Origin of the sequence: Micromonospora chaiyaphumensis (genome assembly GCF_900091435.1) — a bacterium.
In the GTDB taxonomy this organism is placed as follows: domain Bacteria; phylum Actinomycetota; class Actinomycetes; order Mycobacteriales; family Micromonosporaceae; genus Micromonospora; species Micromonospora chaiyaphumensis.
This window is the reverse complement of the sequence record NZ_FMCS01000001.1, coordinates 98,441-118,009: the sequence shown is the minus strand read 5'-3', so window position 1 is coordinate 118,009 and position 19,569 is coordinate 98,441. Positions and strand designations below refer to the sequence as shown.

The following is a 19,569-nucleotide window of genomic DNA, read 5'->3' as shown; positions in this document are numbered from 1 at the left end:
CGCACGCCGGCGGGCCCCCGAATCCACCCGGGGGCCCGCCGGCGCACGAATCACTTGTCGAAGGCGTCGCGGACGTTGCGTCCGGCCTCCTTGACGTTCTGCCCGGCCTGCCGCGCCCGGGCGGCGCTCTGCTCGTTGGCGCCCTCGGCCCGCAACCGCTCGTTGTCGGTGGCGTTGCCGATCCGCTCCTTGGCCATGCCGGCCATCTCCTGGGCCCGGCTCTTCGCCTTGTCGGTGAAGCTCATCCCGCCTCCTCGGCTCGTTCGGGCTTCCGCGGTTGCGTCCCCGGTGCCGGTTCCCCCAAACGCTGTGCCGGAGCGCACGTCGTGTAAGGCATCCTAGGAAGATAGGTTGTGAGCGGGTTCACCAGGGCAACGGGCCGGAGGAATCGAAGTAACCGGCGGTCGGGCCGTCCCGGCCCACCTGGGCCATCCGGACGATGATCTCCGCGCCCTCCTCGACGGTCTGGGTGCCCGTGCGCCCGTTGAGGTCCGTAGCGGTGAACCCCGGCTCCACCGCGTTGATCCGCATCCCGGGGAACGCCTTGGCGTACTGCACGGTGAGCATGTTGACCGCCGCCTTCGAGGCGGGATACGCCACGCCGGGGTAGCCGTACGCCGGGTCCGCCGGGTCGGTGAGCCGGGTCACCGAGGCCAGGCCACTGCTCACGTTCACCACGACCGGGGCGGCCGAGCGTTGCAGCAGCGGCAGGAACACGTGGGTGACCCGGACGGTGCCGAAGACGTTCGTGTCGAACAGCGTCCGCATCACCTCAGCGGTCGTCTCGGCGGCGCCGATGACGCCGTTGCCCTCCGTGCGGCCCTCGATCCCGGCATTGTTGACCAGCACGTCCAGTCCCCCGCCGGCCTCGACGATGCGTGCCGCGGCCGCCACCGAGGCGTCGTCGGTGACGTCCAGCGGGACGAAACGCGCACCCAGCCGCTCGGCGGCGCGGCGGCCGCGCTCCGCGTCCCGGCTGCCGATCCAGACGGTGTGCCCGGCGGCCACCAGCCGGCGGGCGGTCTCGAACCCGAGCCCCTTGTTGGCTCCGGTGATCAGTGTCGTCGTCATGGCACAAGGCTCCGCCCGCACCAGGCGGCCAGCCAGGCGCCGGTTTTCCTGGGACTGCCAGGGCCACCCGGTCGGGAGGGCCGCCGGGCAGACTGGTGAGCGTGACGGAGGCGGAGTTCGGGCAGGCGGTTCGGCGCTGGCGCGACCGGGTGCCGCCCGAGGCCGCCGGGCTGCCCGCCGGCCGGTCACGCCGGGCGGCCGGACTGCGCCGGGAGGAGTTGGCCCTGCTGGCCGGAATCTCGGTCGACTACCTCACCCGCCTCGAGCAGGGCCGCGCCTCCCACCCGTCGGCGCAGGTCGTCGCGGCGCTGGCCCGGGCGCTGCGGCTCTCCGGCGTCGAGCGGGACCATCTCCACCGGCTGGCCGGGCTCGCGCCACCCGGCCCGCAGGTCATGCCCACCGAGGTCACGCCGAGCGTGCAGCGGCTGCTGGACCGGCTGACCGGTACCCCGGTCGCGGTCTACGACGCCTCCTGGACGCTGCTGGTGGCCAACCCGCCGTACGCGGCGCTCATGGGCGACCCGTCCGGGTGGCGGGGCGAGCAGCGCAACGGCGTGTGGCGGCACTTCCTCGGCACCGGTTCGCGGGTCCGGCTCAGCCCGGAGGAGCGACGCGGGTTCGAGGCCGCACTGGTCGGCGATCTGCGCGCCGCCGCCGCCCGTTACCCGGCCGACCCGCGGTTGGGCCGGCTCCTGGCCGACCTGCGGGCACACAGCCCCCGGTTCGCCGAGCTGTGGGACGCGGGCGCGGTCGGCCGGCACACGGCGGCGCGCAAGACCGTCGACCACCCGCACGTGGGGCCGCTGACCCTCGACTGCGACGTGCTCACCGTGGCCGGCAGCGACCTGCGGATCATGGTCTACTCCGCCGATCCGGGCAGTACGGACGCCGAACGTTTCGCCCTGCTGACCGTGCTCGGCACCCAGTCGTTGCGAGGGTGACCTCCCGCCACGGGAGCCCGGACCGCCGGTCCGTGGTTGACTGGACGGGTGAGCGAGATCCTGCTGATCCGGCACGGCGAGACCACCTGGAGCGCCAGCCGCCGGCACACCTCGTACACCGATCTGGAGCTGACCCCCGACGGCGAGCGGCAGTCGCGGGCGCTCGCCGCGGCGCTCGCGGGCCGGCGCTTCGCCCGGGTCCTGTCCAGCCCCCGGCAGCGCGCGACCCGCACCGCCCACCTCGCCGGGCTCACCGTCGACGCCACCGACCCGGACCTGGCCGAGTGGAACTACGGCGCCTACGAGGGGCGCACCACCGTGGACATCCACGAGGAGAACCCGCGGTGGAACATCTGGACCGACGGCTGCCCCGACGGGGAGTCCCCCGCCGAGGTCGGCGCCCGGCTCGACCGGGTGCTCGACCGGGTGACCCCGCTGCTGGAGCGGGGCAGCGTCGCGCTGGTCGGCCACGCGCACAGCCTGCGGGTCCTCGGCGCGCGCTGGATCGGCCTGCCGCCGTCCGCGGGCGGGCTGCTGCGGCTGGACACCGCAACCGTGAGCGTGCTCGGTCACGAGCACGGCCGGCGGGTCATCCTGCGGTGGAACCAGCCGGTGCCGCAGACGACCACGACCGGCCCCGACCGGGCGGCCCGGCACTGACCGTTCACCGGCCGGCTCCGGTTCGGCGGCGACGCCGAACCGGAGCCGTCGACGGTCAGAGGTAGCGACCGGCCTCGTCGAGGAAGCGCTGCGCGTACCGGTCCGCCGGGATGTCCCCCAGGTAGTACTTCTTGAGGTCGCGCCGGGTGGCGGCCAGGGGGTCGCTGCCGAGCAGGTCGTCGAGGGCCGCGTCGAGGCCCTGCACACGGCCGCCGTGGGCGTCGATCACATAGGCCGCCCGGGCCAGCGGGAACGCCTCGGCGAACTGGGCCGCCGGCGTCGAGACGGCCACCATCACGAAGGGCTTCTCCGAGTACAGGTAGTCCGCCACCACGCTCGACACGTCCGACACCATGGCGTCCGAGGCGTTGAAGCAGTCGGCGACCGTCATGGCCACCTCCGCCTCCGCGCCGAAGACGTGGGGCCGCCCGTTCGTCCGGCGGTCGTCGGCCAGCAGCGTGCGGATCCGCTCGCACTCGCGGGTCAGCTCCACGGACCGCTTCGAGTACGGGTGCGGCCGGAAGACGACGCTGCACCCGCGAGCGACGAGCGCCTTGACGATGTCGTAGCCGGCCAGCAGCGACGAGTAGTTGGAGTCGGCGTAGAAGCCGGCCCAGGTCGGGGCGTACAGGACCCGGGGGTTGGCGATCGACGCGATCGGCCCGGTGGCGATCTCGACGTTCTCGACCTGGGGGCGCCCGACGATGGTGAACATCTCCGCGGGCATGCTGACGCCGTTGGCCGCGAACCGGTCGATCGCGGCCTGGCCCGCCACGAAGTTCTTGTCGTAGATCCGGAAGACCGGGTTGTGGCTCGGCACCTTGTCGCTGTCGCCGTGGTTGAGCTGGATGTGCTTCAGGTTCGTGTACCGGATGACGTGGTTGTTCACCGTCGCGGTGTTGACGTAGAAGGCCGCCCGCAGCGACGGGGCGATGACGTCGTCCAGCTGGTTCAGCCCCATCCGCATGACGACCGGCACCTTGGTGAGGGCCACGACCTCGTCGAAGTTGGTCTGGTTGCGCACCAGCACGAAGAACTTCCGGCCGAGGCGCTCCAGGTAGGGCAACCACATCGCGAGCTGGTAGGCGGTGCCGGCGGGGGCGTTCCAGTGCACCACGAAGGCCGGCTCGTAGGCGGTCAGCGCGGCGAGCAGCTTCCTCTCCTGGCCGCGCCGCGCCCGGAACGCCCGCAGCCCCTGCAGCGCGGTGAACCCGGTGAACCCGAGCGCCACGGCGGCCACCGCCAGCGCGATCCCCCCGGACAGGTCGGTGAACGCGCAGACCAGCGCCACGAGCACCGCGGCGCCGTTGACCAGCGCCACCCGGCCCGGGTTGGGGCTCCGCTCCGGCTGCGACCCGAGGCCGGGCAGGTTGGCCGCGACGGGGTAGACCGCCTCGTACATGGCCGCCACCAGCGGTTCGATGAGCACCGCCAGGCTCGCGACGGCGACACCGACGGCCAAGGTGGGATCGAGACCGCGGACCGCGCCGAGCAGGTACGCGCAGGCGAGCAGGAGCACGCGCGCCACGACGGAGCTGCCGGCGACCACCGGGCCGGCGCGCCAGGTCCGGGCCAGCAGCCCGACCGCGACGACGGCCGGGGCGAGCGCCCAGAGGCGGGAGTCGCCCACCGCCGCCAGCAGCAGGGCGGCAAGGGCCGCCAGCTCGACCGTCAGGGCGGGCAGGCGCGCGCCGGCGGCCGACGTCCGCGCCTCCGCCAGCCTTCCGCTCAACCGGGACCGGCCCGGCTTCGCCGCCGTCACCGCCCGATCCCCATCGACGACGGGCCGATCCACCGTGGCCGCCTCGCCCGGCCCCGGCATGTCGCCAGCAGGTTCTGATGCAACGCCAACTCCTTCTTCGCCGTGCTGAACCCGCTCCGCGAGCCGTCGCGGCTCGGTGAACGGTGGGTTCACAGTAGGCGAACCGCGGGGGCGGGCCCGCACGTCCCCGCCCCTGGCGGCGCACGCGCCACCGCACCTGTCCGGTCCGGCGACATCCATGCCGTTCGGCGGTGAGGTGGTGGTCGAGCCTGGAGCCTTGTCGGCCCGCCGGCTCAGCCGACGCCGCGCAGCCGGTGCTGGTCCACCGGGTCCGGGCCGACCTTCGGCGGGCGGTGTTCGTACGGGGTGGAGAGCACGACGGTCGTCCGGGTCGTGACGTTCGCCGCCGTCCGGATCTCCTGCAGCACCCGCTCCAGGTCCGCCGGGCTGGCCACCCGCACCAGCAGCAGGTAGAAGTCCTCGCCGGCCACCGAGTAGCACGAGTCGATCTCGGGCAGGTGGGCGAGCCGCTCCGGGGCGTCGTCCGGCTGCGAGGGGTCGAACGGCCGGATCGCCACGAACGCGGTCAGCGGCAGCTCCAGCGCCTCGAACGACACCCGGGCCGTGTATCCCTTGATGACGCCGCGCTGCTCCAGCCGGCGGACCCGCTGGTGCACGGCCGACACCGACAGCCCCACCTTCTCGGCGAGGTCCGTGTACGACAGCCGACCGTCCCCGGTCAGTGCGGCGACGATGGCGCGGTCGATCTCCTCCACGCGGTGCAACCTACCTGGAAAAGCGCTCCCACGGTGCACCCGGCCCGCCACCGTGACGCTGTGCGGGCCGGGTCGTCGCGCAGCGGGTCGATCAGCCCTTGGCGAGGGCCCGGGAGATGACCAGCCGCTGGATCTGGTTGGTGCCCTCGACGATCTGGAGCACCTTCGCCTCGCGCATGTACCGCTCGACGGGGTGGTCGGCGACGTAGCCGGCGCCACCGAGCACCTGCACCGCGTCGGTGGTCACCCGCATGGCCATGTCGGTGGCGAACAGCTTCGCCTTCGCCGCCTCGATCGAGTACGGCCGGCCGGCGTCGCGCAGCCGGGCCGCGGCCAGCGTCAGCGCCCGGGCGGCGGAGATCTGGGTGGCGTGGTCGGCCAGGGTGAAGCCGAGCCCCTGGAAGTCGATGATGGGCCGGCCGAACTGCTGGCGCTCCCGGGCGTAGCCGATGGCGTAGTCCAGGGCGGCCTGGGCGAGGCCGACCGCGCAGGCGGCGATGCCGAGCCGTCCCGAGTCCAGGGCCGACATGGCGATGGTGAAGCCCGCCCCCTCGCCGCCGATGAGCCGGTCGGCCGACACCCGGGCGTCGTCGAAGGCGATCTGGGCGACCGGGGAGGCGTGCAGGCCCATGGTCCGCTCGGCGGCCTGCGGGTGGATGCCCGGGGTGTTCCGGTCGGCCAGCAGGCAGGAGATGCCCTTCGGGCCGGGGCCGCCGGTGCGGCAGAAGATGTTGTAGAAGTCGGCGACCCGGGCGTGGGTGATCCACGCCTTGGTGCCGGAGACGACGTAGTCGTCGCCGTCGCGGACCGCCTTCGTGGTCAGGGCCGCGGCGTCGGAGCCGCCCTGCGGCTCGGACAGGCAGTACGCCCCCAGCAGCTCGCCGCCGATCATGTCGGGCAGCAGCTTGCGCTGCGCGTCGGTGCCGAACTGGGCGACCGGGTAGCAGGACAGGGTGTGCACGCTGACCGCCTCGGCGACGGCGAGCCAGCGGCTGGCGAGGATCTCCAGCACCTGGAGGTAGACCTCGTACGGCTGGGCGGCGCCGCCGTGCTCCTCGGCGTAGGGCAGGCCGAGCAGGCCGGCCCGGCCCAGGGTGCGCAGGACGTCGCGGGGGAACTCGGCGCGCTCCTCGAAGCCGGCGGCCCTGGGGGCGAGCTCCCGGTCGGCGAGTTCGGTGGCGAGGTCCAGCAGGTCGTGGGCCTCGTCGGTGGGGAGGATCCGGTCGACAGTCATAGCGCGATGAGCTCCGTGGGGGTGGTGTTGAGCCGCTGCCCGCCGTCCGTCGTGCAGACGACGATGTCCTCGATCCGGGCGCCGTGCCGCCCGGCGAGGTAGATCCCGGGTTCGACCGAGAACGCCATGCCGGCCTCGAGCGGCCGGGGGTTGCCGGCCACGACGTACGGGTCCTCGTGGGTGTCGAGGCCGATGCCGTGGCCGGTGCGGTGCAGGAACGCGTCACCGTGACCGGCGGCGGCGATGATGTCCCGGGCGACCGCGTCGAGCGCCTCGGCGGTCACCCCCGGGCGGACGGCCGCCACGGCGGCGCGCTGCGCCTCGTGCAGGACGGCGTAGTCGTCGGTGAACTCGGCCGGGGCGGGACCGCCGGCGACGTAGGTGCGGGTGCAGTCGGAGCGGTAGCCGGACGGCATGGTGCCGCCGATGTCGACGACCACGGGCTCGCCCGCCCGGATCGGCCGGTCGCCGGTCAGGTGGTGCGGGCTGGCGCCGTTCGGGCCGGCGGCCACGATGACGAAGTCGACGCGGACGTGCCCGGCGGTCCGGATGGCGGCGGCGATGTCGGCGGCCACCTCGGCCTCGGTCCGGCCGGGGCGCAGCCACTCCCCCATCCGCCGGTGCACCGCGTCGATCGCGGCGCCCGCCTCGGCCAGGGCGGCCACCTCGGCGGGCGACTTGCGGATCCGCAGCTCGCGCAGCACCTCGGAGGCGAGCCGCTGGGTCGCGTCGGGCAGCGTGGCGCGCAGGGCGAGCACCTGCTCGGCCCACATCCGGTCGGCGAGCCCCACGGCGGTGGCCGGGCCGGGCAGCGCGGCCCGCACGAGCGGCCACGGGTCGGTGCCGTCGGCGTGGTCGACGATCCGGTAGCCGGTGCCGGGCGCGGCCTCCGCGCCGGGGCGTTCCAGCACCGGCACGATGAGGGTGGGCTCGCCCTCGGCGGGGAGCACCAGGCAGGTGAGCCGCTCCCCCTCGTGCGCGTCGTAGCCGGTCAGGTAGCGCAGGTCGGAGCCCGGGGTGAGCAGCAGCGCGTCCAGCCCGGCGGCGGCCGTGGCGCGCTGGGCGGCGGCCAGCCGCTCGGCCGGGTACAACTCGTCGGTTCCCACCCCCAGAGCTTAACGGTCGTTTGGGCGGTGGCGGGACCCCGGTGGCCGTTCAGACCCCGGCCATCCGGTCCGCCTCGGCCTTGGTCAGCCCGGACGCCTGCAGCAGCTCGCCGACCACGATGAACACCTGCGAGGCGACGATGGTGCCGGAGAAGCCGAGCCCCGCGGTCCGGGCCCGGCGGGCCGCGGCGGCGGCGTGCAGGGCCCGGGACCGGGCGATCTCGGGGGTCCGGCCGGCCAGGAAGTCCCGGTGCAGCAGCCGCAGCGACTGCCCGAAGGTCTCGATCGCCTTCGGCAGGTCGGCCGGCACCGGCTCCCGGGCGTCGAGCAGCGCGACCACCCGGCGGACCATGTTGCGGCTGTTGGTGAAGGCCAGCTCCAGGTGGTTGGCGGCGTGCTCGTAGCGGCGCAGCTGGGACCGGCGCCCCCACCGCCACGGGGACAGCGACGCCACCTCCGCGGCCGCCGCGACGATCTCGGTGGTCTGTCTCCGCTCCGCCTCGGCGGACTGGAGCCGCTCCAACGCGGCGTCGGCCCGTCCCGGGTCGCCGGCGGCGAGGGCCTCGGCCGCGACCGTCAGCTGGTGGGCGAACAGGTCCAGGGTGGGACCGGCGGCCCGGTGCACCACCCGGACCGGGTTCAGCGGCAGCAGGAGCAGCGCCACCACCACGGCCACCCCGCCGCCGACCAGGGCGTTGGCGGTCCGCGGCACGGCGAGGTCCGGTCCGGCGGGCTCGACGGTGCCCAGCAGGACGGCCGTGCTGCCGGCCTGCACCATCACCGCCCCGCTGCCGCGGAACACCACCGCCGCCGAGATGGCCAGCGCGACGACCAGCCCGGTCTGCACGGGCCCGTTCCCGATCACCTGGATGATCACGTCGCCCACGAGCACCCCGAGGACCACCCCGCCGAGCAGTTCGGCGGTGCGGCGTACCCGGTTGCCGATCGCCGCGGCGATGGTGCCGACGGCGGCGGCGGGCGCGAACAGCGGCTGCGGGTTGTGCAGCAGGGTGTTGGCGATGTACCAGGACAGCCCGGCCGCCAGCCCGGCCTGGAGGGCGACGATGAAGTACCGGCGCAGCCGCTCGTACGCCTCCTGGGCGTGCCGCCGGGCGACGGCCACCACGCCGGTCACGGCGCGTCCCGGCGGTCCGGGCGCCACCGGCGGTACGGCCCGGGCGCGGTCACGCTCCCCTCTACCCCGGCGGCGCTCCGGTAGTCCCGGCGGCGCCCGTCAGGCGCTTGCGGCCTCGGCCCGGAGGTCCTCCTCCGACGCGCCGCGCCGCCAGTAGCCGGCGAAGGTGACCCGGCGCCGGTCCAGGCCGCGCTCGCCGACGAGGTGCCGGCGGACCGCCCGGACCATGCCGGCCTCCCCGGCGATCCACGCGTACGGTGCGGCGCCGGGCAGTCGAGCGGCGCGCAGCGTGTCGGCCAGCAGGCTGCTGCCGGGTGTGGTGGCGCCCCGGACCAGCCAGGTCACCTCGGCGCGGGCGGCGCTGGGCAGCGGCTGGATGTCGCCGGCCGCGGGCACCTCGACGAAGGCCCGGACCGGGGTGCCGGCGGGCAGCCAGTCGAGGATGCCGCCGACGGCCGGCAGCGCGGTCTCGTCGGCGACCAGGAGCACGGAGTCGGCGCCGGTGGGCGGCTGGAAGCGCACCGTGCGCTCGTCGGGCACGGCCGGGCCGAGCAGCAGCACCCGGTCACCGGGGCGGGCCCGGCCGGCCCAGCGGGTGGCCGGGCCGGTGTCGCCGTGGCGCACGAAGTCGATGTCCAGCTCGCCGGCTTCGGGGCGCTGCGCGCGGATCGTGTAGGAGCGCATCACCGCCCGCACGTCCGGATCCAGGGCCCGCCAGGCCGCGTACCAGTCCTCCCCCGCCTCGACGGGGACGACGGGGGCGTCCTGGCCGGGGTGCGGCAGGAAGACCGAGACGCTCTGGTCCCGCCCGCCGCCGGCGAACCCGCCGAGGTCCGCGCCGCCGAAGGTGACCCGGACCAGGCAGTCGCCCACCGCCCGGGTGGCGGTCACCCGGGCGGCGTAGAACCGGTACCGCAGGGCGACGGCGGTGGTCACGCCGTGACCTTCCTGGCGCCCCGGATGGCGGTGGCGAGGTTCTCCAGCAGCGGGGCGGCGCCGGCGTACGAGAAGCGGGGCACCGCGTCCCACGGGGTGACCTGGTTGGCCTTGACCGCGGGCAGCTGCGCCCAGGTGGGCTTGGCGGCGAGGTCCTTCGGCTGCAGGGCGGTGGGGCGGTTGTCGAGCAGGATGAGGTCGGCCGGGAACTTGGCCGTGTTCTCCCAGCTCAGCGCCTCGAAGTAGTCGCCCTGTTCGAGCTTGGTCGGCACCACGATGTCGACGCCGAGTTCGGCGAAGTACATGAGGTCGGTGCTGACCTTCGGGTTGGAGACGTAGAACAGGTCGGGGCTGCCGGAGGCGGCCATCACCTTGATGCCCGGGTTCGCCTTGACCGCCTGGCGCACCGCGTCGGCGGCGGCGGTGAACCGGGCCTTCGCGTCGGTGACCTTCTTCGCGTTCAGATCGGCGCCGAGGGAGCCGGCGAGTTCGGCGTACCGCTCGATCGGCTTGGTCATCGGCACGCGGGCGGTGGTGATGGCGACGCTCGGCGCCAGCGGGAGGATCTTCGCCTTGCTCTCGTCCGGGACGTACCAGAGCGCGCCCGGGTCGTACATGTGGGTGACCAGCAGGTCGGGCCGGAGGCCGGCGTACTTCTCGAGGTTGAACTCGCCCCACGCGTTGCCGAGGATCTCGACCTGCTCGACGTTGAGGTCGCCGGCCTGCGGCTCCTTGCTGCCGTCGGCCTTCTTCGTCTCGCCGAACACGCCGACGATCTGCTTGTCGAGTCCGAAGTCGACCAGGGCGGCGGCGACTCCGGTGAAGGCGACGATCCGGGACGGTCGCGCGGCGGCGTCGACCTTCTCGGACCGGTCGTCGGTGAACGACCAGGGGCCGCCGATCGGGCCGGCGCTGGTGGGGGCGTCGCCGCCGTCCTTGCCGCAGCCGGCGAGGAGAGCGGTGAGGCCGGCGGCACCGGCGGCGGCGAGGAGGCCACGGCGGGAGAGCCGGCGGCTGGACACGATGTCGGGCATGGCGAAGTCTTTCGGTACGGGTCGGCGAATGACCATGGACAGCGAGGTTAGGCTAACCTAACCCACGTTCCCGTCAAGGCCCTTCCTGCCCCCGGAGCCCACGCTGTCCGTCATCACCCCACCCCGAAGCGGCGCCGTCGCCGCACCGGCGTCCGGCCGCCGCCGGCTCCGGACCGGCGGGCTGGCCCTCGGCGTGCTGCTGCTCGCCGCCGTGGCCGTGCTCAGCCTCGCCCTCGGCGCGAAGCCGCTCCCCCTCGCCGACGTGTGGCACGGCCTCACCGACCCGGCCTCCCCCGAGTACGCCGTGGTGCACCAGGGACGGCTGCCCCGGACGCTGCTCGGCCTGGCCGCCGGCGCGGCGCTCGGCGTCGCCGGTGCGGCCATGCAGACGCTGACCCGCAACCCCCTCGCCGACCCCGGCCTGCTCGGCATCAACGCGGGCGCGTCGGCCGCCGTGGCCACCGCCACCGTGCTGCTCGGCGTCGCCGACCTGGACCACCAGGTCTGGTACGCGCTGCTCGGCGCCGCCGCGGTCACCGTCGCCGTGCACGCGATCGCCGGCGGCCGGCAGGCCACCCCGGCCCGGCTGGCCCTGGCCGGGGCGGCACTCAACGCGGCCCTCTACTCCTACGTCAGCGCCATGATGCTGGTCGACAGCACCTCGCTGGAGCGCATGCGGTTCTGGACCGTCGGCTCCCTGGCCGGCGCGCGCACCGACACCGTGCCGAGCCTGCTGCCGTTCATCCTGGTCGGCCTGCTGATCGCCCTGCTGGTGACCCGCCCGCTGGCCGCCCTGGCCCTCGGCGACGACTCGGCCCGGGCGCTCGGCGCCCGGCCCGGCCTGGTCCGGGGCGCCGTGGTCGTCGCCATCACGCTGCTGTGCGGGGCGGCCACCGCGGCCTGCGGGCCGATCGTCTTCGTGGGGCTGCTCGCCCCGCACCTGGTGCGCGCCCTCACCGGTCCGGACCCGCGCCGGCTGCTGCCCTGGTGCGCGGTGTTCGCGCCGGTGCTCCTGCTCACCGCCGACGTGGCCGGCCGGGTGCTGGGCCGCCCCGGCGAACTCCAGGTGGGCCTGGTCACCGCCGTGCTCGGCGGGCCGCTCTTCCTGCACCTGGTCCGGCGCGGACGGGTGGGCCGGCTGTGATCGTGCTGCGCCTTCCCGGCGGGCTGTCGCTGCGCCTGCGCCCCCGCGCCTTCGTCGTCGGCGTGGCCGGCACGCTGCTCGCCCTCGCCCTCGCCGTGCTGGCCGTCGGCGCCGGCGACTACCCGATCGCCCCGGCCGACGTGCTACGCGTCCTCGCAGGCGGCGGCAGCCCCGCCGACCGGTTCATCGTCACCGAGCTGCGGCTGCCCCGGCTCGTCACGGCCCTCGCGGTCGGCGCCGCCCTCGGCCTGGCCGGCGCGGTGTTCCAGTCCCTGACCCGCAACCCGCTGGGCAGCCCGGACGTCCTCGGCGTCACCTCCGGCGCGGCCACCGGCGCGCTGGTCGTGGTGGTGCTCGGCGGCGGCAGCGCCGCGCTGGCCGGTGCGGCCGCCGCCGGTGGAGTGGCCACCGGCCTGCTGCTGTACGCCCTGGCCGGCCGGCACGGCGTGGGCGGGTACCGGCTCGTGCTGGTGGGCATCGGGGTCACCGCGATCCTCACCGGGGTCAACGGCTGGCTGCTCACCCGCGCCCCGCTCATGGACGCCGCCCGCGCCGCGCTCTGGATCACCGGCAGCCTGGACGGCCGGGGCTGGGCGAACGCGCTGCCCGTGCTCGGTGCGCTGGCAGTGCTGCTGCCCGCCGTGCTGCTGGCCCGCGCCCCCGCGCTGCGGCTGCTGGAGATGGGCGACGACTCGGCGGCCGGGCTCGGCGTGCCGGTGCGCCGCGTCCGGGTCGCCGCGCTCGGTTCGGCCGTGCTGCTCGTCTCGGTCGCCGCGGCGGCCGCGGGGCCGGTGTCGTTCCTGGCGCTGACCGCGCCGCACCTGGCCCGCCGGCTCACCCGCGCGCCCGGGCCGAACCTGCTGCCGTCGGCGGTCGTCGGCGCGGCCCTGCTGCTCGCCGCCGACCAGCTGGCCCAGCACGCGGTCGCGGGCCGGCAACTGCCCGTCGGTGTGGTCACCGGCGTGCTCGGCGGCGGCTACCTGGCCTGGCTGCTCGCCGGCGAACGCGGGGGCCGGCGATGACCGGCCCCGACGAGAAGGGAACCCTGATGCGACCCGACACCTCCCGGCTGGTCGGCGAGGCGCTGACCCTCGGCTACGACCGGCGCACCGTCGCCGAGGACCTGACCGTCGCGGTTCCCGACGGGTCGTTCACCGTGATCATCGGGCCGAACGCGTGCGGCAAGTCAACACTGCTGCGCGCCCTGGCCCGGCTGCTGCGCCCGGCCCGGGGCACCGTGCTGCTCGACGGCGCCGACATCCACCGCCGGCCCGCGCGGCAGGTGGCCCGTACCCTCGGGCTGCTCCCGCAGTCGGCGGTCGCCCCGGACGGGCTGACGGTGGCCGAGCTGGTGTCCCGGGGCCGCTACCCGCACCAGGGCCTGCTGCGGCAGTGGTCCCGAGAGGACGAGCGGGTGGTCGACCGGGCGATGGCCGACACCGGGGTCGCCGAGCTGGCCGACCGGCCGGTCGACGAGCTGTCCGGCGGGCAGCGGCAGCGGGTCTGGATCGCCATGGCGCTGGCCCAGCAGACGCCGCTGCTGCTGCTCGACGAACCGACCACCTACCTGGACATCGCCCACCAGGTCGAGGTGCTGGACCTGTGTGCCCGGCTGCACGAGGAGCAGGGCCGCACCCTGGTGGCGGTGCTGCACGACCTGCACCAGGCCGCGCGGTACGCCACGCACCTGGTGGCCATGCGCGCCGGGCGGGTGGTCGCCGCCGGGGACCCGCGGCGGATCGTCACCACCGAGCTGGTCGAGGAGGTGTTCGGCCTGCCCTGCCGGATCATCGAGGACCCGGAGACCGGCACGCCGCTGGTCCTCCCGACGGTGCGCAGGTCCGGCAGCGACGGAGAGCCCGCCCCCACCGTCGCCGGAGGCCGGTGCTGATCGAGGACCCGTATGGACCGGCGCCCGTCAACGTTGGTGCGGCCGGTCGCCGGGTAAGCGAGTCGGGACCGTGAACCGACAACGGGGCGAGACGGACGACAGCGGCCACATGGTGCGGCGATGCCGACACCGGCACGACCAGCCCGCGACCCGGCGGATGCCGACCGGGTTCCCCGTCCGTCCGCTGACCGAAGGAGGAACGATGGCCCGCGATCCCGCTCAGATGAAGACCGGCGAGCTGCGCAAGCAGGCGGAACGCGCCGGAATGCGCAACGTCGACCAGATGAACAAGGGCGAGATGATCCAGAAACTCGGTGGGTCGGCCAACGCCCACCAGGGCGGCGGCCAACGGCAGAAGGACCCCCGCCCGAAGGGGATGAGCCCGAAGGACTACAAGAACGTCCCCGGCAACCAGACCTGACCGACCAGCCGATGCCCGGTGCCCCGCCCGTTTCGGGCGGGGCACCGGGCATCTCCACCCTGCGGTCCACCGGTTCCGTGCGGACCTGCCCGTCCTCAAGAGGAGGATTGCCGGTTTTATCGGCGGTCGCCCGCGTCCATCTTCTCCGGCGGATCGGCGCCGTCGCCGTCCCGCTGCCGGCGGCGGTCGCGCCTGCGCTCGACCAGCGCCACGACGAGCACCTCCCCCTCCGGCCACAGCTCGATCCGCTCCCCCGGCCGTGACGGCGCGGCCGCGCAACGAACCGCCCGGGACGGGCTCGCCCGCGAACCGGATTCCCCCGACGGCCTGCTGGTGCTGGGCCTGGCGCAGCGGAACAGCCGGCCCGTCGAGGCGGTCGACACGCTGCGGCGTTTCCTGGCCGTCGCACCGGAGCACCCGGCCGCCGCGGAGATCCGGCGGCTGCTCACACCGGGCGCGGAACCTGCCGGGCGCTGACGATCGGCCGGTGTCCGGGCTACCCGACCGCAGCCGCGGCGGCCCGGCCGGCCGTGCGGCCGGAGAAGAGGCAGCCGCCGAGGAACGTGCCCTCCAGGGCGTTGTAGCCGTGCATGCCGCCGCCCCCGAAGCCGGCGACCTCGCCGGCGGCGTACACCCCGGCGAGGGGTTCGCCGTCGGGGCGCAGCACCCGCCCGGACAGGTCGGTGTGCAGGCCGCCGAGGGTCTTGCGGGTCAGCACGTGCAGCTGCACGGCGATCAGCGGGCCGGCGGCCGGGTCGAGCAGCCGGTGCGGGGTGGCCACCCGGATCAGCCGGTCGCCCCGGTAGCGGCGGGCGCCGCGGATGGCGTGCAGCTGGGCGTCCTTGCCGAACGGGTGGGCGATCTCCCGGTCCCGCGCCTCGACGACCCGGCGCAGCGCCGTCGCGTCGAGCTGCGGCCCGCCGCTCTCGGCGGCCAGCTTGTTCATCCGGTCGACCAGCTCCGGCAGGCCGTCGGCGACGACGAAGTCCGCGCCGTGCCGCTTGAACGCCTCCACCGGGCCGGGCGCGCCGGGGCGGACCCGCTGGAGCACCTGCCGCACGCTGCGGTTGGTCAGGTCCGGGTTCTGCTCCGAGCCGGAGAGCGCGAACTCCTTCTCGAGGATCTTCTGGGTGAGCACGAACCAGCTGTAGTCGTGGCCGGTGGCGCGCAGATGGCGCAGCGTGGCGAGGGTGTCGAAGCCCGGGAACAGGGGCGCCGGCAGCCGCTCGCCGGTCGCGTCGAGCCACAGCGAGGACGGTCCGGGCAGGATGCGGATGCCGTGCCCCGGCCAGACCGGGTCCCAGTTGCGCAGCCCTTCGGTGTAGTGCCACATCCGGTCGGGTTGATCACCTGACCGCCGGCCGTCTCGGCGACGGCGAGCATCCGGCCGTCGACGTAGGCGGGCACGCCGGTGACCATCCGGGCCGGTGGGGTGCCGAGCCGCGCCGGCCAGGCCCGTCGGACCAGGTCGTGGTTCCCGCCGATGCCGCCCGAGGTGATGATCACGGCCTGCGCCCCGTACGCGAAGTCACCGACCACGGTCCGGGAGGTGGGCCGGCCGCGCGGGGCGTCGTCGGGGGCCAGGATCGCGCCGCGGACGCCGGTGACCGCACCACCGCTGGTGACCAGCTCGTCGACGCGGTGCCGGAACAGCAGCCGGATCCGGCCCTGCTCGGCCGCGGCGCGGACCCGCCGGGCGAACGGTTCGACCACCCCCGGGCCGGTGCCCCAGGTGACGTGGAACCGGGGCACCGAGTTGCCGTGCCCGTGCGCCGCTCCCCCGCCCCGCTCGGCCCAGCTCACCACCGGGAAGACCCGGTGGCCCAGGCCCCGCAGCCAGGCGCGCTTCTCCCCGGCGGCGAAGTGCACGTACGCCTCCGCCCACCGGCGGGGCCAGTGGTCCTCCGGGCGGTCGAACGCGGCGCTGCCGGTCCAGTCCTGCCAGGCCAGCTCGACGGAGTCCCGGATGCCCATCCGCCGCTGCTCGGGCGAGTCGACCAGGAAGAGCCCGCCGAACGACCACCACGCCTGCCCGCCGAGGTTCTGCTCCGGCTCCTGGTCCAGCAGCAGCACCCGGCGGCCCGCGTCGGCCGCCTCGGCGGCGGCGACCAGGCCGGCCAGTCCGGCGCCGATCACGATCACATCGGTATCCACGGCACCGACCGTACGTAGCGGGATGCCAAAATCCTTGGTCGGGGCGTGCATGATCCGCCGCCGGGTTTGTCACCGCGATGACAAAAGGAGCCGACGATGGCGGACACACTGCTCGACATCGAACCCGGCCTGGCGCGGCTCGCGCCGGCCGTCGGTGAGCAGCTGCGCGGGCTGCGGGCCCCGCTGCACGAGCGGATCCTGGAGACCGTCCGCGCCGCCATGCGGGCGCAGGGCCGGTCGCTGACCGGCGGGCAGGGGCGCGGGCTGTCCCTCGGTGTGCGTACCGCGGTGGACGCCTTCGTCGACGCGGTCGCCGAGCCGGCCCGCGACCTGGCCGCCACCCGGGCCGTGTTCCACGAGCTGGGCCGCACGGAGTACCGGGAGGGGCACCGGGTCGACGCGCTGCGCGCCGTGCTCACCCTCGGCGGCCGGGAGATCTGGGCGTTCCTGGTCGCCCACACCACGCCCGCCGGTCCCGCCCCGGCGGACCTCTACGTGGTCGCCGGTGCGCTCTTCGGCTACGTCGACGCGCTGGCCGGCGCCGCCGCCGAGGGGTACCTCGACGAGCAGCGTGCGGCCGCGCGGGACTGGGCGACCACCCGGCGGCGGCTCATCACCCTGCTCGTGCAGCCGCAACCGCCGGCCGAGGCCGCGCTGCGCGCCGCCGCCGACGCGGCCCGCTGGCCGCTGCCCCCCACGGTCGCCGTGCTCAGCGTCGACGGCGACGACGCCGACCACCTAAGCCGCACCATCGGCGGCGGCGCCATCGCCACGGTCATCGACGACGCGGTACGGATCGTGCTGCCCGACCCGGACCTCCCGGGCCGGCTCGACCGGGCCCGCCAGGCACTCGCCGGGCGGCGGGCGGCGCTCGGGCCGAGCGTGGCGCTGGGCCGGGCCCGGCTGTCGTACCGGATCTCCGGGCGGGCCCTGGCGCTGCGGCGCGACGGGGTGCTGCCCGCCGACCCGGTCGTCGGGGACGAGCACCTGCTCACCCTGCTGCTGCGCTGGGAGCCGGGCCTGGCCGACCACCTCGCCGACGCCTGCCTCGCGCCGCTGGCCGGCCTGCGGCCGGCCGCCCGGCGGGCCCTCGCGGAGACGCTGCACGGCTGGCTGCGCCGGCAGGGGCAGGTGGTCGCCGTGGCCGAGGACCTGCACACCCACCCGCAGACCGTGCGCTACCGGATGCGCCGGCTGCGCGAGCTGTTCGGCGCGGACCTCGACGATCCCGACCGGCGGCTGGTGCTCCACCTCGCGCTGCGGCACCGCCTCGGCGAGGGCCGCTGATCCCCAGGGTGCTGCCGTGCGGTGACCTTGCGGGCGGTGGCCACGATGGGAGTGTGCTTCGCTTCCTGCTGAACCTGTTGTGGCTCGTCTTCGGCGGTGGTGCGGTCCTGGCCCTGGGCTACGGGGTCGCCGCCCTGATCTGCTTCGCGCTGGTGATCACCATTCCGTTCGGGGTGGCCTCGCTCCGCCTCGCCTCGTACGCGCTGTGGCCGTTCGGCCGCACGCTCGTTCCGAAGCCCGGCGCCGGGGTCGCCTCCGGCCTGGCGAACGTGCTGTGGGTGCTGCTGGCCGGCTGGTGGCTGGCTCTGTCGCACATCCTCGCCGGCGTCGCGCTCTGCGTCACGATCATCGGCATCCCGTTCGGGGTGGCCAACTTCAAGCTCGTCCCCGCCGCACTCTGGCCACTCGGCCAGGAGGTCGTCGAGACGCCGTGAGTCGGACCACCGCACCCGGCGGGCCGCTCAGCGGCGCAGCCGCGCGTTGAGCCGTGCGGCCTGCCGGGTGAGGTGGTCGCGTTCGGCGAGGCTGGACGCCGACCGGGCGGCCTCGGCGTAGAGCCGGGCCGCGGTCCCGGGGTCACCGTCCCGCTCGTGCAGGTACGCCGCGACGGCGGCATACCTGGGCAGCGCGGGGTCCAGCTTCGCCAGGGCCGCGAGTCCCGCCCTCGGCCCGTCGGCCTCGCCGACCGCGACGGCCCGGTTGAGGCGGGCCACCGGGCTGTCGGTGAGGCGCACCAGTTCGTCGTACCACTCGACGATCTGCACCCAGTCGGTCTCCTCGGTGGTCCGGGCGTCGGCGTGGAGCGCGGCGATGGCGGCCTGGGCCTGGAACTCGCCCAGCCGGTCACGGGCGAGCGCCCGCTGGAGCACCTCGACGCCCTCGGCGATCAGCCGGGTGTTCCACCGGCCGCGGTCCTGCTCGGCCAGGGGCACGAGCCGGCCGTCGGGGCCGGTCCGTGCCGGACGTCGCGCATGGTGGAGCAGCATCAGCGCGAGCAGTCCCGCGACCTCCTCGTGGTCGATCCGGGCCGCCAGCTCGCGGGTGAGCCGGATCGCCTCGGCGGCCAGGTCGACGTCGCCGGAGTAGCCCTCGTTGAAGACCAGGTAGAGCACGCGCACCACCGTGGCGACGTCACCGGGCTGGTCGAACCGCACCTCCGAGACGGTCCGCTTGGCCCGGCTGATCCGCTGGGCCATGGTGGCCTCCGGCACCAGGTAGGCCTGCGCGATCTGGCGCGTGGTCAGGCCGCCGACCGCGCGCAGCGTGAGCGCGACGGCCGAGGCCGGCGTCAGGGACGGGTGCGCGCACAGGAAGTACAGCTGGAGCGTGTCGTCCACCCCCTCGACCGGGCCGGGCATCGGCTCGGCGTCGACGCGTACCTCGCGGTGCCGCCGGGAGGCGTCGGCGCGGACGGCGTCGAGGAACTTCCGCCAGGCCACCGTGACCAGCCAGCCCCTCGGGTCGCGCGGCGGGTCGTCCGGCCACCCGCGTACCGCCTCGATGAGGGCGTCCTGGACGGCGTCCTCGGCCGCCGCGAAGTCGGCTCCGCGGCGGACGAGGATGCCGATCACGGTGGGGGTGAGGGTCCTCAGCAGGGCCTCGTCCACCGTGGTCACTCCGTGATGGTCGGGGGCTCGGTGAGGAACGGCCGCACCTCGAGCCACTCGTGGATCGGCTTCCCGCCGGCACCCGGTGCCGCGGACAGCTCACCGGCGAGCGCGAGCGCCCGGTCGTAGCTGTCGACGTCGATCACCATCCAGCCGGCGATCAGGTCCTTGGTCTCCGCGAACGGGCCGTCGGTGACCGGCGGCCGCCCCTCGCCGTCGTAGCGGACGAACGTGCCCTCCGGGGAGAGCGCCTGACCGTCGACGAACTCGCCGGTGCCCTCGAGCCGGGCGGCGAAGTCCCGCATGTACTGGATGTGGGCCGAGACCTCCTCCGGCGTCCACTGGTCCATCGGCACGTCGTTGACCGCGGCCGGGGCGCCCCGGTAGTGCTTGAGCAGCAGGTACTTCAT

The 19,569-nt window shown here is 75.1% G+C and carries 20 protein-coding genes and 1 pseudogene; 9 read left to right on the top strand and 12 right to left on the bottom strand.

The window, feature by feature from the left end:
- Window positions 1–50 precede the first annotated feature (50 nt).
- Window positions 51–245 carry a CsbD family protein gene (locus GA0070214_RS00590; protein ID WP_091257866.1) on the bottom strand — a complete coding sequence of 65 codons (195 nt, stop codon included), beginning with the start codon at window positions 243–245 and terminating at the stop codon, window positions 51–53.
- 118 nt (window positions 246–363) lie between these two features.
- Complete coding sequence (locus GA0070214_RS00585) at window positions 364–1,071, bottom strand: SDR family NAD(P)-dependent oxidoreductase (RefSeq protein ID WP_091257863.1); 708 nt, start codon at window positions 1,069–1,071, stop codon at window positions 364–366.
- Between the two features lie 101 nt (window positions 1,072–1,172).
- On the opposite strand from GA0070214_RS00585, the gene GA0070214_RS00580 reads away from it, so the two are divergent.
- A complete protein-coding gene (locus tag GA0070214_RS00580) occupies window positions 1,173–2,012 on the top strand; it encodes a helix-turn-helix transcriptional regulator (protein WP_091259752.1) in 840 nt (279 codons plus the stop codon).
- Window positions 2,013–2,060: 48 nt separating this feature from the next.
- A complete protein-coding gene (locus GA0070214_RS00575) occupies window positions 2,061–2,672 on the top strand; it encodes a histidine phosphatase family protein (protein ID WP_091257860.1) in 612 nt (203 codons plus the stop codon).
- A 55-nt stretch (window positions 2,673–2,727) separates the two neighbouring features.
- Here GA0070214_RS00575 and GA0070214_RS00570 read toward each other — a convergent pair whose 3' ends face one another.
- The 7 genes from GA0070214_RS00570 to GA0070214_RS00540 form a co-directional block, all read right to left on the bottom strand.
- Entirely contained in the window at window positions 2,728–4,434 is a 1,707-nt protein-coding gene (locus tag GA0070214_RS00570; protein ID WP_244167484.1) for a CDP-glycerol glycerophosphotransferase family protein, read from the bottom strand.
- A gap of 293 nt (window positions 4,435–4,727) precedes the next feature.
- Entirely contained in the window at window positions 4,728–5,210 is a 483-nt protein-coding gene (locus GA0070214_RS00565; protein WP_091257855.1) for an Lrp/AsnC family transcriptional regulator, read from the bottom strand.
- A 91-nt stretch (window positions 5,211–5,301) separates the two neighbouring features.
- Window positions 5,302–6,444, bottom strand: coding sequence for an acyl-CoA dehydrogenase family protein (locus tag GA0070214_RS00560; RefSeq protein WP_091257853.1), 1,143 nt, complete (start codon window positions 6,442–6,444; stop codon window positions 5,302–5,304).
- On the bottom strand, window positions 6,441–7,556 hold the full coding sequence (locus tag GA0070214_RS00555; protein ID WP_208602642.1) for a M24 family metallopeptidase: 1,116 nt from the start codon (window positions 7,554–7,556) through the stop codon (window positions 6,441–6,443). Before GA0070214_RS00555 ends, GA0070214_RS00560 begins: the two co-directional genes overlap by 4 nt.
- A gap of 43 nt (window positions 7,557–7,599) precedes the next feature.
- A complete protein-coding gene (locus tag GA0070214_RS00550) occupies window positions 7,600–8,685 on the bottom strand; it encodes an FUSC family protein (protein WP_167364168.1) in 1,086 nt (361 codons plus the stop codon).
- 99 nt (window positions 8,686–8,784) lie between these two features.
- Complete coding sequence (locus GA0070214_RS00545) at window positions 8,785–9,621, bottom strand: siderophore-interacting protein (protein ID WP_091257849.1); 837 nt, start codon at window positions 9,619–9,621, stop codon at window positions 8,785–8,787.
- Window positions 9,618–10,655 (bottom strand): ABC transporter substrate-binding protein, encoded by a 1,038-nt coding sequence (locus tag GA0070214_RS00540; protein WP_091257847.1) that lies wholly within the window; start codon window positions 10,653–10,655, stop codon window positions 9,618–9,620. The genes GA0070214_RS00545 and GA0070214_RS00540 overlap by 4 nt, the downstream gene beginning before the upstream one ends.
- A gap of 85 nt (window positions 10,656–10,740) precedes the next feature.
- On the opposite strand from GA0070214_RS00540, the gene GA0070214_RS00535 reads away from it, so the two are divergent.
- The 5 genes from GA0070214_RS00535 (at window position 10,741) to GA0070214_RS31655 (ending at window position 14,588) form a co-directional block, all read left to right on the top strand.
- Complete coding sequence (locus tag GA0070214_RS00535) at window positions 10,741–11,799, top strand: FecCD family ABC transporter permease (protein WP_377463333.1); 1,059 nt, start codon at window positions 10,741–10,743, stop codon at window positions 11,797–11,799.
- Window positions 11,796–12,821 carry a FecCD family ABC transporter permease gene (locus GA0070214_RS00530; RefSeq protein ID WP_091257844.1) on the top strand — a complete coding sequence of 342 codons (1,026 nt, stop codon included), beginning with the start codon at window positions 11,796–11,798 and terminating at the stop codon, window positions 12,819–12,821. The genes GA0070214_RS00535 and GA0070214_RS00530 overlap by 4 nt, the downstream gene beginning before the upstream one ends.
- A 26-nt stretch (window positions 12,822–12,847) precedes the next feature.
- Entirely contained in the window at window positions 12,848–13,690 is an 843-nt protein-coding gene (locus tag GA0070214_RS00525) for an ABC transporter ATP-binding protein (protein ID WP_091259750.1), read from the top strand.
- A 202-nt stretch (window positions 13,691–13,892) separates the two neighbouring features.
- Entirely contained in the window at window positions 13,893–14,111 is a 219-nt protein-coding gene (locus tag GA0070214_RS00520; protein WP_139141727.1) for a hypothetical protein, read from the top strand.
- Window positions 14,112–14,444: 333 nt separating this feature from the next.
- On the top strand, window positions 14,445–14,588 hold the full coding sequence (locus GA0070214_RS31655) for a hypothetical protein (protein ID WP_167364167.1): 144 nt from the start codon (window positions 14,445–14,447) through the stop codon (window positions 14,586–14,588).
- A gap of 19 nt (window positions 14,589–14,607) precedes the next feature.
- Here the strand turns inward: GA0070214_RS31655 and GA0070214_RS00515 are convergent.
- Window positions 14,608–16,265, bottom strand: a pseudogene (locus GA0070214_RS00515) (FAD-binding dehydrogenase).
- Window positions 16,266–16,361: 96 nt separating this feature from the next.
- Here GA0070214_RS00515 and GA0070214_RS00510 point away from each other — a divergent pair.
- Window positions 16,362–17,552, top strand: a complete 1,191-nt coding sequence (locus GA0070214_RS00510; RefSeq protein WP_091257841.1) for a PucR family transcriptional regulator — start codon at window positions 16,362–16,364, stop codon at window positions 17,550–17,552.
- A gap of 53 nt (window positions 17,553–17,605) precedes the next feature.
- A complete protein-coding gene (locus GA0070214_RS00505) occupies window positions 17,606–17,986 on the top strand; it encodes a YccF domain-containing protein (RefSeq protein ID WP_208602606.1) in 381 nt (126 codons plus the stop codon).
- A gap of 27 nt (window positions 17,987–18,013) precedes the next feature.
- Here GA0070214_RS00505 and GA0070214_RS00500 read toward each other — a convergent pair whose 3' ends face one another.
- Window positions 18,014–19,159 (bottom strand): RNA polymerase sigma factor, encoded by a 1,146-nt coding sequence (locus tag GA0070214_RS00500; protein ID WP_091259746.1) that lies wholly within the window; start codon window positions 19,157–19,159, stop codon window positions 18,014–18,016.
- Window positions 19,160–19,164: 5 nt separating this feature from the next.
- Complete coding sequence (locus GA0070214_RS00495) at window positions 19,165–19,569, bottom strand: YciI family protein (RefSeq protein ID WP_091257840.1); 405 nt, start codon at window positions 19,567–19,569, stop codon at window positions 19,165–19,167.

What these genes read in the sequence shown, in the direction of transcription:
- GA0070214_RS00590 (WP_091257866.1), bottom strand. Translation starts at nt 245, where the DNA reads ATGAGCTTCACCGACAAGGCGAAGAGCCGGGCCCAGGAGATGGCCGGC.
- GA0070214_RS00585 (WP_091257863.1), bottom strand. Translation starts at nt 1,071, where the DNA reads ATGACGACGACACTGATCACCGGAGCCAACAAGGGGCTCGGGTTCGAG.
- GA0070214_RS00560 (WP_091257853.1), bottom strand. Translation starts at nt 6,444, where the DNA reads ATGACTGTCGACCGGATCCTCCCCACCGACGAGGCCCACGACCTGCTG.
- GA0070214_RS00540 (WP_091257847.1), bottom strand. Translation starts at nt 10,655, where the DNA reads ATGCCCGACATCGTGTCCAGCCGCCGGCTCTCCCGCCGTGGCCTCCTC.
- GA0070214_RS00525 (WP_091259750.1), top strand. Translation starts at nt 12,848, where the DNA reads ATGCGACCCGACACCTCCCGGCTGGTCGGCGAGGCGCTGACCCTCGGC.
- GA0070214_RS00520 (WP_139141727.1), top strand. Translation starts at nt 13,893, where the DNA reads ATGGCCCGCGATCCCGCTCAGATGAAGACCGGCGAGCTGCGCAAGCAG.
- GA0070214_RS00510 (WP_091257841.1), top strand. Translation starts at nt 16,362, where the DNA reads ATGGCGGACACACTGCTCGACATCGAACCCGGCCTGGCGCGGCTCGCG.
- GA0070214_RS00495 (WP_091257840.1), bottom strand. Translation starts at nt 19,569, where the DNA reads ATGAAGTACCTGCTGCTCAAGCACTACCGGGGCGCCCCGGCCGCGGTC.